Below are 15900 nucleotides of genomic sequence, written 5' to 3'. Positions count from 1 at the left end.
TGGTCGCATGGCCCACCGCGCGACGACGTCGAACCGGGTCCATGCGCGAGCGCCAGGCAAGATCAACGTCTTTCTGAAGGTCGGCGTCGTCCGCGAGGACGGGTACCACGAGCTCGCGACCGCGTTCCAGTCGCTCTCCCTCTACGAGGACGTCTTCGCGACCGACGCGCCCGACTTCTCGGTCGAGTTCGCCGGCTCGATCGACACCCGCGGTCTGGCGGTCGACGGGTCGAACCTCGCGATCAAGGCGGCCCGCGCGCTCGCCCGGGCCACCGGCTACCGCGGCGGCGTGCACCTCGAGATCGAGAAGAACGTCCCGATCGCCGGCGGCATGGGCGGCGGCTCGGCCGACGCCGCGGCGACGCTCCTGGCCTGCGACGCGCTCTGGGGCACCGCGTGCACGCGCGAGCAGCTGCTCGGGATCGCCGCCGGACTCGGCGCCGACGTCCCGTTCTCCTTCACCGGCGGCACCGCGATCGGAGTGGGCCGCGGCGACGAGCTGAGCCCGGCCCTCGCGAAGGGCCGCTTCGAGTGGGTGCTGGTGCTCTCAGAGCAGGGGCTGTCGACCCCCGAGGTCTACCGCGAGCTCGACCGGCACCGCGAGCGGCACCTGCACGACTTCCGGCCGATCTCCGCGACGCCGAGCATCGACCCCAACGTCCTCCAGGCGCTGCGCGCGGGGGACGCCGCGATGCTCGCCGACGCCATGCACAACGACCTGCAGGCGCCGGCGCTGCACCTGCAGCCGGGCCTCGCGCGCATCCTCGAGCGCGGCGAGGAGAGCGGCGCCCTCGGCGGCCTGGTCTCCGGCTCCGGCCCGACCGTCGCCTTCCTGCTCCCGGACGCCGACTCCGCACTCGACCTGCAGCTCGAGCTGACCGCCGCCCGCCTGCGCGCCGTCCGCGTCTCCGGCCCGGTCCACGGAGCCCGCCTCCTCTCGACCTGACCTCTCCCGTCCCGCTGGTCGAGGAGCCGCGGAGCGGCGCGCCCATGCTGGTCGAGTAGCCGCGCAGCGGCGTATCGAGACCCGGCGATCGACAGCGTCGATCTCGATACGCCCTCTGCGAGGGCTACTCGATCAGCATGCCTGCGGCGGCGCCCCTCCATACTGGTCGAGCAGCCGCGGAGCGGCGTATCGAGACCCTCCCCGGGCAGCACGCCGCCCGGGATACGCCGTCCGCAGAGAACGCTCGATCTCCTGGCATAGAGTGCCGCTCATGCCCGCCAGAAGAGTCGCACTCCTCGCGATCCTCACCGGGATCGTCTCCGCCGCCGTCGCCCTCGCCGCCGCCGAGTTCGTCGCCGTGTTCACCGGTCCCGGCGGCAGTCCGCTGGTCGCGGTCGGCGGCTTCGTGATCGACATCGTCCCGCCCGGCGTCAAGGACACGGTCATCGCCCTCTTCGGCACCGGAGACAAGCTCGTCCTCCTCGTCTCGCTCGGCCTCGCCGTCGCGCTGCTCGCGATCGCCGCCGGCCTCATGGAGTACCGCAAGACCCCGCTCGGCGTCCTCCTCCTCGCGGCCGTCGCCGGTCTCGGCGCTCTCGCCGCCGTCAGCCGCGAGGGCGCGTCCGGCGTCGACGCCGCCCCGAGTGTCGTCGGCATGGTCGCCGGCGCGATGGTGCTGCGCGCCGCCTCCGCTCGCCTGCGCTCCTGGGAGGAGGAGCCCGCGCAGGGCTCCACCGACCGCCGCTCCTTCCTCCGGCTCGTCGGTGTCGCCGGCGCCGCCGCCGTCGTCGCGGGCGTCGGCGCGCGCATCGTCACCGCCGCCGCCTCCGCCGTCACCGCGGTCCGCGAGGCCGTCGTACTGCCCGCCCCCGCCGCCACCGCCGCGCCGATCCCCGCGACCGGCGTCCTCGACAGCATCGAGGGGATCAGCCCCTACGTCACCTCGAACGACGACTTCTACCGCATCGACACCGCGCTCTCCGTGCCCAGCGTCGACCCGGCCGACTGGTCACTGAAGATCACCGGCATGGTCGAGGAGGAGATCACCCTCACCTGGGACGAGCTGCTCGCCCTTCCGCTCGAGGAGCACCTCGTCACCCTCTCCTGCGTCTCGAACGAGGTCGGCGGCGACCTGATCGGCACCGCACTCTGGCTCGGCTACCCGATCCGCGAGCTGCTCGCCCGCGCCCGCCCCACCGCCGGCGCCGACATGGTGCTCTCGCGCAGCATCGACGGCTTCACCGCCTCGAGCCCGCTCGAGGTCCTGGCCGACGAGGGGCGCGCGAGCCTGCTGGCCGTCGGCATGAACGGACAGCCCCTCCCGGTGGAGCACGGCTTCCCGGTGCGGATGGTCGTGCCCGGCCTGTACGGCTACGTCTCGGCGACCAAGTGGGTCACCGAGCTCAAGGTCACCACCTTCGAGGCCGACACCGCCTACTGGTCGACCCGCGGCTGGACCGAGCGCGGCCCGATCAAGGTCGAGTCGCGGATCGACGTCCCGCGCCAGGGTCAGGCCGTCCCGGCCGGCACCGTGGCCGTCGCGGGCGTCGCCTGGGCGCCGCACACCGGCATCTCGAAGGTCGAGGTGCAGATCGACGGCGGCGCGTGGCAGCCCGCTCGCCTGGCCGAGGCCGTCACCGCCGACACCTGGATCCAGTGGGTCTACGAGTGGGAGGCGGTCGCGGGCGACCACGTCGTCCTCGTCCGCGCCACCGACGCCGAGGGCCTCGTGCAGACGCAGGACGAGGCGCCCCCCGCGCCCGACGGCGCCACCGGCTGGCACATGCGCACCGTCACCGTCGCCTGAGCGCACCGCGTCGGCCCGTGGGGATCCGCGGAGGCGGCCCCCGGTAAACTCGGCCCCTATGGCACATCTCCTGGGCGCTGAGTCGCTCCGCCTCGAGTACCCCACGCGGGTCATCTTCGACGACGTCTCCCTCGGCATCGAGGAGGGCGACCGCATCGGCATCGTCGGCCGGAACGGCGACGGCAAGTCCACCCTCCTCCGCCTGCTCGCGCAGCGCATCGAGCCCGACGGCGGCCGGGTGACCCACCGCCGCGGTGTGACGCTCGGCATGCTCGACCAGGCCGACACCGTCGACGAGGAGCTCACCGTCGCGCAGGCCGTCGTCGGCGGACTCGAGGAGCACGAGTGGGCCGGGGACGCGCGCACCCGCGACGTCATCGCCGGGCTGCTGCGCGACGTCCCGTGGGACGGCGTCATCGGCTCGCTCTCCGGCGGCCAGCGCCGCCGCGTCGCCCTGGCGAAGCTGCTCGTCGGCGACTGGGACGTCGTCTTCCTCGACGAGCCCACCAACCACCTCGACGTCGAGGGCATCGCCTGGCTCGCCGAGCACCTCAAGCGCCGCTGGGCCGCGAGCTCGGGCGGCCTCGCGGTCGTCACCCACGACCGGTGGTTCCTCGACGAGATCTGCACCGCGACCTGGGAGGTGCACGACCGCCTGGTCGAGCCCTTCGAGGGCGGCTACGCGGCCTACATCCTGCAGCGCGTCGAGCGCGACCGGATGGCCTCGACGATGGAGTCGAAGCGGCAGAACCTGATGAAGAAGGAGCTGGCCTGGCTCCGCCGCGGTGCCCCGGCCCGCACCGCCAAGCCCAAGTTCCGCATCGACGCGGCGAACCAGCTGATCGAGAACGAGCCGCCCGTGCGCGACTCCGTCTCGCTCTCGCAGCTCGCCGTCTCGCGCCTGGGCAAGGACGTCGTCGACCTGCTCGACGTCACCGTCCGCTACGGCGAGCGGACCGTGCTCAACCGCATCGAGTGGCGGATCGCCCCGGGCGAGCGCACCGGCGTGCTCGGCGTGAACGGCGCCGGCAAGTCCACACTCCTGGGCCTCGTGGCCGGCAGCGTGCAGCCGACCAGCGGCAGGGTCAAGCGCGGCACCACCGTCCGCGTCGCGATCCTCGACCAGCAGCTGCGCGAGCTGACCGAGGTGCAGCACCAGCCCGTGCGCGAGATCATCGCCGAGCAGCGCACCAGCTACTCGATCGGCGGCAAGGAGATGACGCCCGGGCAGCTGCTCGAGCGTCTCGGCTTCTCCAGCGCGCAGCTGTCGACGCCGGTGAAGGACCTCTCCGGTGGGCAGCGCCGCCGGCTGCAGCTGCTGCTGATCCTGCTCAGCGAGCCGAACGTGCTCATCCTCGACGAGCCCACCAACGACCTCGACACCGACATGCTCGCCGCGATCGAGGACCTCCTCGACTCCTGGCCGGGCACGCTCCTCGTCGTCTCGCACGACCGCTACCTGCTCGAGCGGGTCACCGACCAGCAGTACGCCGTGATGGACGGGGCGTTCCGCCACCTGCCGGGCGGTGTGGAGCAGTACCTCGACCTGCGCCGCGCGCTGGAGAAGGGCGCGCCCGCGGGCGGCTCCTCGGGCACGAGCGCGGCGGCCGCCCCCTCCGGCCTGGCGGGCGCTGAGCGGCGCACCGCCGAGAAGGAGGTGTCGGCGATCGACCGGCGCCTGCAGAAGCTCACCCAGCTGACCGCCGCGGTGCACGAGAAGATGGCGACCCACGACCAGGACGACTACGACGGCATCCTGGGCCTCAACGCGAAGCTGCGCGAGCACCAGGACGAGGCGGCCGGGCTCGAGCTGCGCTGGCTCGAGCTGTCGGAGCTGCTCGAGGGCTGAGCGCGCCGCGCAACGTCAGCTGAGAAGGGGGTGCCTCCGCTGTGGGGCGAGGGACCCCCGTCTCAGCTGACGTTGTGCAGCTGACCTCAGCCGAAGTCGAGCGAGAGCTTGCGCAGCAGCTGCGCGAGCCGCTCCTGCTGCGCGTGCGTGAGCGCGCCGAGCAGCTCCTGCTCGGCGTCGACGAGGCGGGTGATCGCGGCGTCCACGCGGGAGAGGCCCGACGGCGTCATCTGCACCAGCACGCCGCGGCCGTCGTTCGGGTCGTCGAGCCGCTCGACGAGATCGCGCTCGACCAGGCGGTCGATCCGGTTGGTCATGGTGCCGCTGGTGACCATGGTCGCCTGGAGCAGCTGCTTCGGGCTCATCCGGTAGGGGGCACCGGCACGGCGGAGCGCGGAGAGGACGTCGAACTCCCACGTCTCCAGCTCCGAGCGGCCGAAGGCGCTGCCGCGCGCGCGCTCGAGCTGCTTGGCGAGGCGGCGCATCCGGGAGAAGACCTGCAGGGGAGTGAAGTCGAGGTCGGGCCGCTCGCGCACCCAGGCGTCGACGATGCCGTCCACCTCGTCATTCGCGCTCACCCGTCCATTCTGGCGGGTGAGCGGCCCGGGAGTCGCCGGGAGCCCTCCGGAGCGGGTGACCGGGCCGCGGCGGGCGCGAGCGGATGGCAGGATGGACGGCGCGCGCGAGCGCGGTCCGCCATGGTGTAACGGCAGCACGGCAGCCTTTGGAGCTGTCCGGTCCAGGTTCGAATCCTGGTGGCGGAGCTCGAGCACCGAGCACCGGTGCCGGACGAAGGAGCACGCGCACGATGGTCGACAGCACGCTCGCGGTGGTGATCCTGGCCGCTGGTCAGGGCACCCGGATGAAGTCCCGCACCCCCAAGGTCCTGCACCGCCTCGCCGGTCGCCCGCTCCTCGGGCACGTCCTCGACACGGCCGCCTCGCTCGACGCGGGCCACGTCGTCACGGTCGTCCGGCACGAGCGCGAGCGGGTCGCCGCCGCCGTCCTCGAGCACACGCCGGCCGCCCTCGTCGTCGACCAGGACGAAGTGCCCGGCACCGGCCGCGCCGTCGAGCTCGGTCTCGCCGCGCTGCCGGACGACTTCGACGGCACCGTCGTCGTGCTGAGCGCCGACGTGCCGCTCCTGGACGCCCCGACGCTGCGCCGCCTGGTCGACGAGCACCTCGCCGCGGCCAACGCCCTCACGATGCTCTCCTGCGTGCTCGAGGACCCGACCGGCTTCGGCCGGATCGTGCGCGGCAGCGACGGCGGCTTCGCCTCGATCGTCGAGCAGAAGGACGCGAGCGACGCCGAGCTCGCCCTCACCGAGACCAACGCGGGCGTCTACGCCTTCGAGGCCGCCGCCCTCCGCGCCGTGATCGGGCAGATCGGCGTCGAGAACGCGCAGCGCGAGAAGTACCTGACCGACGCGGCCGCCGCGCTGAAGGCCGCGGGCCGCGCCATCGAGGCCGTTCCGGTGCAGGACCGCTGGCTCGTCGCCGGGATCAACGACCGGGCGCAGCTCGCCGACGCGGCCCTCGAGCTCAACGCCCGCATCGTCCGCCGCTGGCAGCTCGAGGGCGTCACGGTCCAGGACCCGGCGACCACCTGGATCGACGTCGACGCGGTGCTCTCGCCGGACGTCGAGATCCTCCCCGGCACGCAGATCAAGGGACCGACCGTCATCGCCTCCGGCGCGGTCATCGGGCCGGACACGACGCTGGACTCCTGCGAGATCGGCGAGGACGCGGTCGTCAAGCGCTCGGACGCGACGCTGGCCGTCATCGGCGCGCGGGCCCAGGTCGGCCCGTTCTCGTTCCTGCGCCCGGGCACGGTGCTGGGCGAGCGCGGCAAGATCGGCACGTACGTCGAGACCAAGAACGCGACCATCGGCGCGGGCTCGAAGGTGCCGCACCTCTCCTACGTGGGCGACGCGACGATCGGCGAGGAGTCGAACATCGGCGCGGGCTCGATCTTCGCGAACTACGACGGCGTGAACAAGGCGTCCTCCGTCGTCGGGTCGCACGTCCGCGCCGGGTCGCACAACGTGTTCGTCGCCCCCGTTACAATCGGTGACGGAGCGTACACGGGCGCCGGCACGGTCATCCGCAAGGACATCCCCGCCGGAGCCCTCGGCATCACCGTCGCTCCGCAGCGCAACATGGCCGGATGGGTGCAGACCCATCGTCCGGGAACCGCGTCGGCCACCGCCGCCGAGGCCGCCCAGGCGTCGGAGCCCGAGGGCACCGACCGCGCGACCGGAGGAAGCGGAGCACAGTGACGGGCATCACCGCCAGCAACAAGAAGAGCCTGGTCCTCGTCTCGGGGAGGGCGCATCCGGCACTCGCGGAAGCGGTCGCCCACGAGCTGGGCACCGAGCTGGTCACCACCGAGGGGCGCACCTTCGCGAACGGCGAGCTCTACGTCCGCTACGGCGAGTCCGTGCGCGGCGGGGACGTGTTCGTCCTGCAGTCGCACACCTCGCCGATCAACGAGTGGCTCATGGAGCAGCTGATCATGGTCGATGCGCTGAAGCGCGCCTCGGCCAAGCGGATCACCGTCGTCGCGCCGTTCTACCCCTACGCCCGCCAGGACAAGAAGGGCCGCGGCCGCGAGCCGATCTCGGCCCGCCTCGTCGCGGACCTGTTCAAGGCCGCCGGTGCCGACCGCATCATGTCGGTCGACCTGCACGCCGCGCAGATCCAGGGCTTCTTCGACGGCCCCGTCGACCACCTCTTCGCGATGCCGGTCCTGCTCGAGCACTTCCGCGAGAAGCTCGACCCCTCGACCCTCACCGTCGTCTCGCCCGACATGGGCCGCGTCCGCGTCGCCGACATCTGGAGCGACAAGCTCGGTGTGCCGCTCGCGATCATCCACAAGCGCCGCGACCCCAAGGTCGCCAACCAGGTCTCCGTGCACGAGATCGTCGGAGAGGTCAGCGGCCGCGTCTGCCTGCTCGTCGACGACCTGATCGACACCGGCCGGACCATCGCCAAGGCGGCCGAGGCGCTCAAGGCCGCCGGCGCGATCGGCGTGGTCGTCGCTGCGACGCACGCCGTGTTCTCCGACCCGGCCCGCGAGCTGCTGAGCTCCGAGTTCATCGACTCCGTCGTCGTCACCGACACGCTGCCGCTGCCCGAGGAGAAGAAGTGGGACCGCCTGACGATCCTGCCGATCGCTCCTCTGCTCGCCCGCGCGATCCACGAGGTCTTCGACGACGGCTCCGTCACGTCGATGTTCGACGGCGACGCCTGACGCCTTCGGCAGTCGGCGACGCCTGACGGCGCGAGGTCTGCGCGACGGTGGATCTCGATACGCCCGCGCTGCGGGCTACTCGATCAGCATGAGCCGCCCCATGCCGGTCGAGTAGCCGCGCAGCGGCGTATCGAGACCACGCGAGGTCTGCACGTCGGTGGATCTCGATACGCCCGCTGCGCGGGCTACTCGATCAGCATGAACAGCGCCCGGATCTCCTCGATCTGCATGGGCCGGGCATGCGGCGCTGCTCGATCAGCATGGGCCGGGCGCACGGCTCCGCTCACTTCATGCTGGTCGAGTAGCCGCGGAGCGGCGTATCGAGACCCGGTGACGACTGCGCAGCGGCGGATCGAGACCCTGCGGCTCGCTCCGCGGGGCGGGGGACGCCCTAGCATGAGTGAATGCGCGTGCATGGTGATGAGACCCTGACGGGGGGTCTGCTGCGAGCCCCCGAGCTGTCGCGGGCGTCCATCGCCGTCGCCGCGCTCTTCCTCGTCTGGTCGCCGGCGGCCCTCGAGGCCGGCTGGTGGCTGCTGCTCGGTCTCGGCCTCGCCGCCGTGATGGCCGTGGTCGGCGCGGTCGCCGACTCCGGGCGCGAGATTCACGACGGACCGACCGCCGAGTGGCTCGCCCTGGCCGGCCGCGCCCTCGCCGCCTCCGCCGTCGCGCTGACCGCCGCCGACTCGATCGTCGGAGCCAGCGCCCGGCCGGTCGCCGTGCTCCTGATCGTCGGCGCGACGCTCTTCGTGCTCCGCGGCGGCGCGCTCCCGCCCGGACTCGCGCGGATCCTCCTCGGCGTCGTCCTGCTCCTCCTGCTCGCCTCGGCCGTGATCGTCGCCCTCGCGGCACCCGCGGCGATCCCGTCCGAGACAGTGGTCGGCGGCCCGGAAGGGGTCGGCACGGCGGCCGCCCTCCTGCTCGTCCTCTTCGCCCCCGCTTCGCCCGGTGAGACTCCGACCCTCGGGCGATCGCTGCTCGGGATCGGCGTCACCACCGCCGTCGCGGCCCTCGTCGGCGTCGGGCTGCTCCTGCTCGTCGGCCCCCAGGAGCTCGCCGACGCCCCCGCGTCGCTCTCGGCCGTCGCGGCCGGGACCCCCGCGGTCGTCCTCATCGGGATCGCGGCGGTCCTCGCCTCCCTCCTCGCGCTCGTCGCCCTGAGCCGCCGCGACGCCGCGGCACTGGTCCGCCTCGCGGACGACGGCGAGATCCCCGGGCCGTTCGCCCATCGCAACCGGCGCACCGGGGTCCCGGCGGCGGGACAGCTCGCCGTCTGCCTGGTCTCGGTGCTCGCCGTGGTCGTCCTCGACGCCGACGCCCTGCTGGCCTTCGCGGTCGGCGCCTCGCTGGTCGCGCTGATCCTGCGCCGGCTCGACCGCGGCATCGCGGGCGCGCGCTGGCCGGCGATCGTCTCGGCGGCGGGCGCGCTGGTCCTGCTGCTGGCACTGCCCTCGGCGACGGCGGCCGCGGTCGCGATCCTGCTCGCGCTGCTGCTGATCGTCCGCGCCTTCCGACGCTGACCCGCCGCGCGGACGGCCGTCCTCAGACCGGCGCGCTCGTCTGCGCGAGCCGGCTCGGCAGCCGCAGCACCAGCGGATCCGCCCGCACCCGCCCGAGCCCCGCGCGCACGGCGCCGAGGGCGACCGCCTGATCGCCGAGGGTCGACGGCACGATCCGCGGTGCGGGGGCGTGCACTCCGCCCTCCAGCCGGCGGGCGACGGCGGCGAGCAGCGGGCCGGCCGAGGCGGCCAGGGCTCCGCCGACCACGATCAGCGAGACGTCGAGCAGGTTCGCGACGGTCGCGGCGACGGCCGTGAGGCGGTCGACCAGCCGATCGACGACGGCCGCGGCCAGCGGGTCGCCCGCCTCCGCCGCGGCCAGCACCTCGGCGGCACCCGGCTGCGCTCCGCCGTCCAGGAGCGAGGCGGGGCGGCCCTCGACGGCCAGCGCCTCCCGGGCCCAGGTGCGGGCGAGGGCGGCGATGCCCTCGGCCGAGCCGACGCCCTCGACCAGGTCGAGGAACCGCATCTCGCCGGTGAGCCCGCGGGCCCCACGCAGCAGTGAGCCGCCCAGCACGATCCCGCCGCCGAGCCGCTCGCCGGAGAGCAGGGCGAGGTAGTCGTCGCAGCCCACCGCCGCGCCGCGCCAGCCCTCGGCCAGGGCCGCGAGATTCGCGTCGTTGTCGATCACCGGCGTCCAGCCGCGGTCGGAGTAGCGGTCGACGAGACCGGGGTTCATCGCGCCCCAGAAGCCGTTGTCGCCGACGGGGGAGTGCCCGAGCGCGTCGACGGGCGCGGGGACGCCGAGGGTCAGGGCGAGCACCTCGTCGTCGCTCACGCCGGCGAGGTCGAGGGCGCGGTCGAGCACGCGGTCGATGTCCGCGACGCGGCGCTCGTGCGGGAGGTCCTCGACGGCCTCGTGGTCGACGGGCTCGACGTGGCGCACGAGGGTCTCGCCGAGCAGATCGGCGACGAAGACGCCCACGCTGTGCTGCCCGGCATCGACGCCCACGACGACTCCCGCGCGGCGGCGGAGCGCGTAGCGGCGGGCGGGGCGGCCCTTCGTGTAGTCGCCGGCGGCGCGCTGGTTCTCCAGCTCCTCGAGCCAGCCCAGGTCGATCAGGTCGTCGCAGACCGCGATCACGGTGGAGCGGGTGAGGCCGGTCCGCTCGATCAGGTCGGAGGCGGTCATCGCCTCGCCGGTCCAGGCGCGCTCGAGCACGTCGAGGGCGCTGCGTCGGCGCTGGAACGAGCCGGTGCTCATGGAGAGCCTGCTCTCGGACATCGCGTCCACCTTCCCCTTGACCTCGGCCGGATCGGCTGCAACAGTACATCCCGTACTAGATTTACTACCTAGATTTAGTCAGCGAAGCAACTTATTCCTCATCCCGGGAGACGACGACGTGCCCCTCACCACCACCGCCCTCAGTCGGCGCACCCTGCTCACCGCCGCAGGTGCCGGCGCCGCCGCGCTCGGCCTCGCCGCCTGCGCCTCCCCCTCCGGTTCGGGCGGGGTCACCGAGATCACCTTCTTCCAGTCCAAGCCCGAGGTGATCGGCTACTTCGACGAGGTCATCGAGCGCTTCCACGCCGCGCAGTCGCGGGTGCGGGTCGTGCACGACTTCTCCTCCAACCTCTCGGCCGGCTTCGTGCGCACCAACCCGCCGGACCTGGGCTGCCTGAACTACAACTTCGAGGTCGCGCGCTTCGTCGAGCGGGGCGCTCTGAGCGACCTGTCCGACATGCCCGAGGCGAAGCGGATCAACCCCGACCTGCAGCCGCTGATCGAGCAGACCGCGTCCTACCCGGGCCGCACCAGCGTCCTCCCGTACTCGCTGATGATGTCGGCCGTGCTCTACAACCGCGAGATCTTCGCGGCGCAGAACCTCGAGGTGCCGACCACCTGGACCGAGTTCGTCGCCGTCTGCGACGCGCTGACGGCCGCGGGGATCACCCCGATCTACGGCACCTACAAGGACCCGTGGACGGTCGCGCAGGGCCTCTTCGACTACTCCGTCGGCGGCACCGTCGACCTCGAGGCGTTCTTCGCGCAGCTGAAGGAGCAGGGCGCCGAGGTCGGCCCCTCCTCGCCCGTCTCCTTCGAGAAGGACTTCGCGGCCCCGGTCGAGCAGATGGTGCAGCTCGCCGGCTATGCGCAGCCGAACGCCGCGAGCCGGGCCTACGGCGACGGCAACCTGGCCTTCTCGAACGGCGAGGCGGCGATGTACTTCCAGGGCCCGTGGGCGCTCAGCGAGATCGCGAAGACCGCGCCGGACCTCTCGATCGGCGCGTTCCCGCTGCCGATGACCGACGACCCGGACGAGCGCCGGGTGCGGGTGAACGTTGACCTCGCTCTGTGGATCCCCGAGGCCTCGACCAAGAAGGCGGCGGCGCGCGAGTTCCTCTCCTTCCTGATGCAGCCCGAGATCATCGACGCCTACAACGCCGACAACAACGCCTTCGGCGTCACCACGGACGCCCCCGCCGTCACCCAGCCCACGCTCGTCGAGCTGCAGGAGTTCTACGACAGGGCCGCCTTCAGCCTCGGCGCCTCGCAGCTGGTGCCGCAGAACATCCCGCTGCAGAACTACGTGCAGGGGATGGTGCTCGGCTCCGACCCCGCCTCGACGCTCCGCACGATCGACGCCGACTGGGCGCGCATCGCGTTCCGCTCCTAGACCTCCCGACCCCTCTCAGAGACGAGACACCATGGCCCTCTCCGCCCCCGTCCGCCCGGAGGAGCGCACCGTCGCGACTCCCCGCGCGGTCGCCGCCCCGCGCAGGAAGACGCGCACCGATCGCACCTTCCTGCTCTACCTGCTCCCCGCGCTCGTGCTGTTCACGCTCGCGATCACGCTCCCCGCCCTGATGGGGATCTTCTTCAGCTTCACCGACTCGATCGGCTTCGGCGAGTGGAGCTTCATCGGCCTGACCAACTACGTCGCGCTGTTCTCCGACCCGGCGATCCTCGCCTCCTACGGCTTCACCATCGGGCTCGCGCTGGTGACCGTGCTGCTGGTGAACGTCGTCGCGTTCCTCCTCGCGATCGCGCTGACCTCGCAGATCCGCGGCAAGGTCGCGCTGCGGGCGGTGTTCGTGCTGCCGATGGTCGTCTCGGGCATCATCATCGCGTTCGTCTTCAACTTCCTCTTCTCCAACTCGCTGCCCGCCTTCGCGCAGTCGGTCGGAGCGACGCCGCTCGCGAGCAGCATCCTGGCCGAGCCGGATCTGGCCTGGCTCGCGATCGTGATCGTGACCGCCTGGCAGGCCGTGCCCTCCGCGCTGCTGATCTACATCGCGGGCGTGCTCTCGATCCCGGGGGACGTGTACGAGGCCGCGTCGCTGGACGGCGCCTCGACGTGGGGGCAGCTGCGCTCGATCACGCTGCCGCTGGTCGCGGGCTACGTGCTGATCAACCTCGTGATCGGCTTCAAGAACTTCCTGAACTCCTACGACATCATCGTCGGCCTGACCGACGGCGGCCCCGGAACCTCGACCCGCAGCGTCGCGATGACGATCTTCTCGGGCTTCACCAGCGGCGACTACGCCTACCAGATGGCCAACGCCACGATCTTCTTCCTCATCGCGCTCGTGATCGCGCTCGTTCAGCTGCGCGTCTCGCGCGGAAAGGCGGCCTTCTGATGACCAGCCAGGTCCCCCTCGCCCCGTCCCTCCCCGGCACCCGCGCCGCCGTCAGCGCCGACGCGCACCGCGGAACGCGCAAGCGGCGCTCGAGCCTGCTGCTGACCCTCGTCCTCGCGGTCTGCGCGCTCTCGGTGATCGGCCCGCTCTGGGTCACGCTCACGATGGCGTTCAAGACCGGCGCGCAGGCGGTCGACGGCAACGCCTTCTCGATCCCGCTGCCGCTCTCGGTCGACGGCTTCGTCCAGGCCTGGAACCTCACCGACTTCCCCCGCGGATTCGCGGTGTCGGTGCTCGTCTCGGCGATCACCGTCGGCGGCACCATCGTGCTCTCGGCGCTGGCGGCGTTCGCGATCTCGCGCAACTGGGGCAAGCGCCTCTACCGCTGGTCGTTCTTCTACCTGCTCGCGGCGATGTTCCTGCCCTTCCCGGTGCTCGCGCTCTCGCAGGTCTCGCTCACCGGACTCGTCGGCCTCGACAACCCGCTCGGCGTCGCGATCCTGCACGTGATGTTCCAGCTGTCCTTCAGCGTGATGCTCTTCACGGCGTTCCTGCGCTCGCTGCCGGAGGAGCTCGAGGAGAGCGCCCGGCTCGACGGCGCGAGCACCAACCAGGTCTTCTGGCGGCTCGTCTTCCCGCTGCTCGCCCCGATGAGCGCGACGGTCGGCATCTTCGCCTTCCTCGCCTCCTGGAACGACTTCATGATGCCGTCGCTGATCACCTCGGACCCGTCGCTGCAGACGCTCCCCGTGCTGCAGAAGATCTTCCAGACCCAGTTCAGCAACGACTACAACGTCGCCTTCGCCTCCTACCTGATGGCGATGGCGCCGGCGATCATCGTCTACCTCTTCACCCAGCGCTGGGTGATGTCGGGCGTGACGCAGGGCGCGATCAAGTGACGCGCGCCCTCTTGCCGGTCGAGTAGCCCCGCAGGGGCGTATCGAGACCCGCCGTCATCGAGCGGGAGCTCGGCCGCGGGTGGATCTCGATACGCCCGCTGCGCGGGCTACTCGATCAGCATGATCCGGCGCATCCGCCCCGCATGCTGCTCGATCGACACGGTCGCGCCCCATGCCGGTCGAGTAGCCCCGCAGGGGCGTATCGAGACCCAGCGCCGACGGACCACCACACACCACGCACACGAAGAACGGAAGGACACCCGTGACGGACACGGCACTCATCAGGAGCGGCACCGCCCAGGACGCCCAGTGGTGGCGGCAGGCGGCGGTCTACCAGATCTACCCGCGGAGCTTCGCGGACGCGAACGGGGACGGCATCGGCGACCTCGCCGGGATCCTCCAGCGCATCCCGTACCTGCGCGAGCTCGGGATCGACGCGGTCTGGCTCAGCCCGTTCTACCCCTCGGCGCTGGCCGACGGCGGCTACGACGTGGCCGACTACCGCGACGTCGACCCGCGGATCGGCACGCTCGCCGAGTTCGACGAGATGACGGCGCGACTGCACGACGCCGGCATCCGCGTGATCGTCGACATCGTGCCCAACCACTCCTCCGATCTGCACCCCTGGTTCCAGGAGGCGCTCGCCGCCCCGAAGGGCTCGCCCGCCCGCGAGCGCTACGTCTTCCGCGACGGCCGCGGCGAGAACGGCGCCCTGCCGCCGAGCGACTGGGAGTCCGTCTTCGGCGGCCCGGCCTGGGAGCCGGTCGGCGACGGCCAGTGGTACCTGCACCTCTTCGCGAAGGAGCAGCCCGACTGGAACTGGGCGAACCGCGAGATCCGCGACGACTTCCTCCGGACCCTCCGCTTCTGGTCCGACCGCGGCGTCGACGGCTTCCGGATCGACGTGGCGCACTCGCTGGTCAAGGACCTCACCGAGCCGCTCCCCGCCGCCGCCGACATCGACGGCCAGCGGATCGACGGCAGCCACCCGTTCTGGGACCGCGACGAGGTGCACGAGGTCTACGCCGAGTGGCGTGCGCTCTTCGACTCCTACGACCCGCCGCGCACCGCCGTCGCAGAGGCGTGGGTCGACGCGTCCCGCCGCGCCCGGTACGCGAGCCCGGAGGGCCTGGGCCAGGCCTTCAACTTCGACCTGCTCGAGGCGGACCTCGACGCGGAGGAGTTCCGCCGACTGATCACGTTCAATCTCGCGCTGGCCGCCGAGTCCGGCTCCTCGACCACCTGGGTGCTCTCCAACCACGACGTCGTCCGGCACGCGACCCGGTACGGCCTGCCGGCGGAGGGCGCGGCGGCCGCGGGCACGACCGAGCGGGCGAAGCGGTGGCTGCTCAGCGGGGGAGCGGAGCCGGTGCTCGACCGCGCGCTGGGCCTGCGCCGAGCCCGCGCCGCGACCCTGCTGCTGCTGGCGCTGCCGGGCTCGGCCTACCTCTACCAGGGCGAGGAGCTCGGCCTGCACGAGGTGGCGGGCATCCCGGACGCCGACCGCCAGGACCCGACCTTCTTCCGCAGCGGCGGCACCGACGTCGGCCGCGACGGCTGCCGCGTGCCGCTGCCGTGGGAGGCGACCGGCGACTCCCTCGGCTTCGGCCCCGGCGGCGCGCACCTGCCCCAGCCCGCCTGGTTCGCCGACTCCTCCGTCGAGGCGGAGGAGCTGGCCGAGGACTCGACGCTCGGGCTCTACCGCCGCGCCCTGGCGCTCCGGCACGAGCTGCAGACCGACGAGAGCCTGAAGTGGCGCGAGGCGCAGCCCGGCGTGCTGGACTTCACGCGGCCCAACGGCTGGCGCTCGGTGACGAACCTCGGCGAGGAGCCGGTCGACCTGCCCGAGGGCGAGCTGCTGCTCGCGAGCGCCCCGCTCGAGGACGGTCTGCTGCCCCCGGCCACCACCGTCTGGCTGCGCTGACCGGCTGGCCCAACGGCCCGGTCGGCTCGTCGGACCGGTGAACAGCGAAGCGCCCCCGCGCCCGATCCGAGGATCGCGG

The 15900-nt window shown here is 72.4% G+C and carries 12 protein-coding genes and 1 tRNA gene; 11 read left to right on the top strand and 2 right to left on the bottom strand.

What is annotated here, in order from left to right; all coding sequences use genetic code 11:
• The first annotated feature begins 7 nt into the window (after positions 1-7).
• From HQQ82_RS16645 to HQQ82_RS16635, 3 genes are all read left to right on the top strand, one after another.
• Positions 8-946 carry a 4-(cytidine 5'-diphospho)-2-C-methyl-D-erythritol kinase gene (locus HQQ82_RS16645; protein WP_173235169.1) on the top strand — a complete coding sequence of 313 codons (939 nt, stop codon included), beginning with the start codon at positions 8-10 and terminating at the stop codon, positions 944-946.
• A gap of 271 nt (positions 947-1217) precedes the next feature.
• On the top strand, positions 1218-2753 hold the full coding sequence (locus HQQ82_RS16640) for a molybdopterin-dependent oxidoreductase (protein WP_173235168.1): 1536 nt from the start codon (positions 1218-1220) through the stop codon (positions 2751-2753).
• 58 nt (positions 2754-2811) lie between these two features.
• A complete protein-coding gene (locus HQQ82_RS16635) occupies positions 2812-4602 on the top strand; it encodes an ABC-F family ATP-binding cassette domain-containing protein (protein ID WP_173235167.1) in 1791 nt (596 codons plus the stop codon).
• An 86-nt stretch (positions 4603-4688) separates the two neighbouring features.
• Here the strand turns inward: HQQ82_RS16635 and HQQ82_RS16630 are convergent, their stop codons facing one another.
• Positions 4689-5180, bottom strand: coding sequence for a MarR family winged helix-turn-helix transcriptional regulator (locus tag HQQ82_RS16630; RefSeq protein WP_123447633.1), 492 nt, complete (start codon positions 5178-5180; stop codon positions 4689-4691).
• A 114-nt stretch (positions 5181-5294) separates the two neighbouring features.
• Here HQQ82_RS16630 and HQQ82_RS16625 point away from each other — a divergent pair.
• The 4 genes from HQQ82_RS16625 (at position 5295) to HQQ82_RS16610 (ending at position 9377) form a co-directional block, all read left to right on the top strand.
• Positions 5295-5366 (top strand) — tRNA-Gln (locus HQQ82_RS16625).
• A 44-nt stretch (positions 5367-5410) separates the two neighbouring features.
• Entirely contained in the window at positions 5411-6883 is a 1473-nt protein-coding gene (gene glmU / locus HQQ82_RS16620) for a bifunctional UDP-N-acetylglucosamine diphosphorylase/glucosamine-1-phosphate N-acetyltransferase GlmU (protein ID WP_173235166.1), read from the top strand.
• A complete protein-coding gene (locus HQQ82_RS16615; protein WP_173235165.1) occupies positions 6880-7857 on the top strand; it encodes a ribose-phosphate diphosphokinase in 978 nt (325 codons plus the stop codon). The genes glmU and HQQ82_RS16615 overlap by 4 nt, the downstream gene beginning before the upstream one ends.
• A gap of 404 nt (positions 7858-8261) precedes the next feature.
• A complete protein-coding gene (locus tag HQQ82_RS16610) occupies positions 8262-9377 on the top strand; it encodes a hypothetical protein (protein ID WP_173235164.1) in 1116 nt (371 codons plus the stop codon).
• Positions 9378-9399: 22 nt separating this feature from the next.
• Here the strand turns inward: HQQ82_RS16610 and HQQ82_RS16605 are convergent, their stop codons facing one another.
• A complete protein-coding gene (locus HQQ82_RS16605) occupies positions 9400-10641 on the bottom strand; it encodes an ROK family transcriptional regulator (RefSeq protein WP_173235163.1) in 1242 nt (413 codons plus the stop codon).
• A gap of 118 nt (positions 10642-10759) precedes the next feature.
• On the opposite strand from HQQ82_RS16605, the gene HQQ82_RS16600 reads away from it, so the two are divergent.
• From HQQ82_RS16600 to HQQ82_RS16585, 4 genes are all read left to right on the top strand, one after another.
• Positions 10760-12034, top strand: coding sequence for an ABC transporter substrate-binding protein (locus HQQ82_RS16600; protein ID WP_367947985.1), 1275 nt, complete (start codon positions 10760-10762; stop codon positions 12032-12034).
• Positions 12035-12065: 31 nt separating this feature from the next.
• Positions 12066-12998 (top strand): carbohydrate ABC transporter permease, encoded by a 933-nt coding sequence (locus HQQ82_RS16595; protein ID WP_173235161.1) that lies wholly within the window; start codon positions 12066-12068, stop codon positions 12996-12998.
• Positions 12998-13897, top strand: a complete 900-nt coding sequence (locus HQQ82_RS16590) for a carbohydrate ABC transporter permease (protein ID WP_173235160.1) — start codon at positions 12998-13000, stop codon at positions 13895-13897. Before HQQ82_RS16595 ends, HQQ82_RS16590 begins: the two co-directional genes overlap by 1 nt.
• Before the next feature lie 262 nt (positions 13898-14159).
• On the top strand, positions 14160-15821 hold the full coding sequence (locus HQQ82_RS16585) for a glycoside hydrolase family 13 protein (protein WP_173235159.1): 1662 nt from the start codon (positions 14160-14162) through the stop codon (positions 15819-15821).
• Positions 15822-15900: the final 79 nt, after the last annotated feature.

Origin of the sequence: Rathayibacter sp. VKM Ac-2856, from assembly GCF_013205055.1 — a bacterium.
Lineage (GTDB): Bacteria > Actinomycetota > Actinomycetes > Actinomycetales > Microbacteriaceae > Rathayibacter.
The sequence above is the reverse complement of the archived record's forward strand: the minus strand, read 5'-3'. Positions and strand labels throughout refer to the sequence as shown.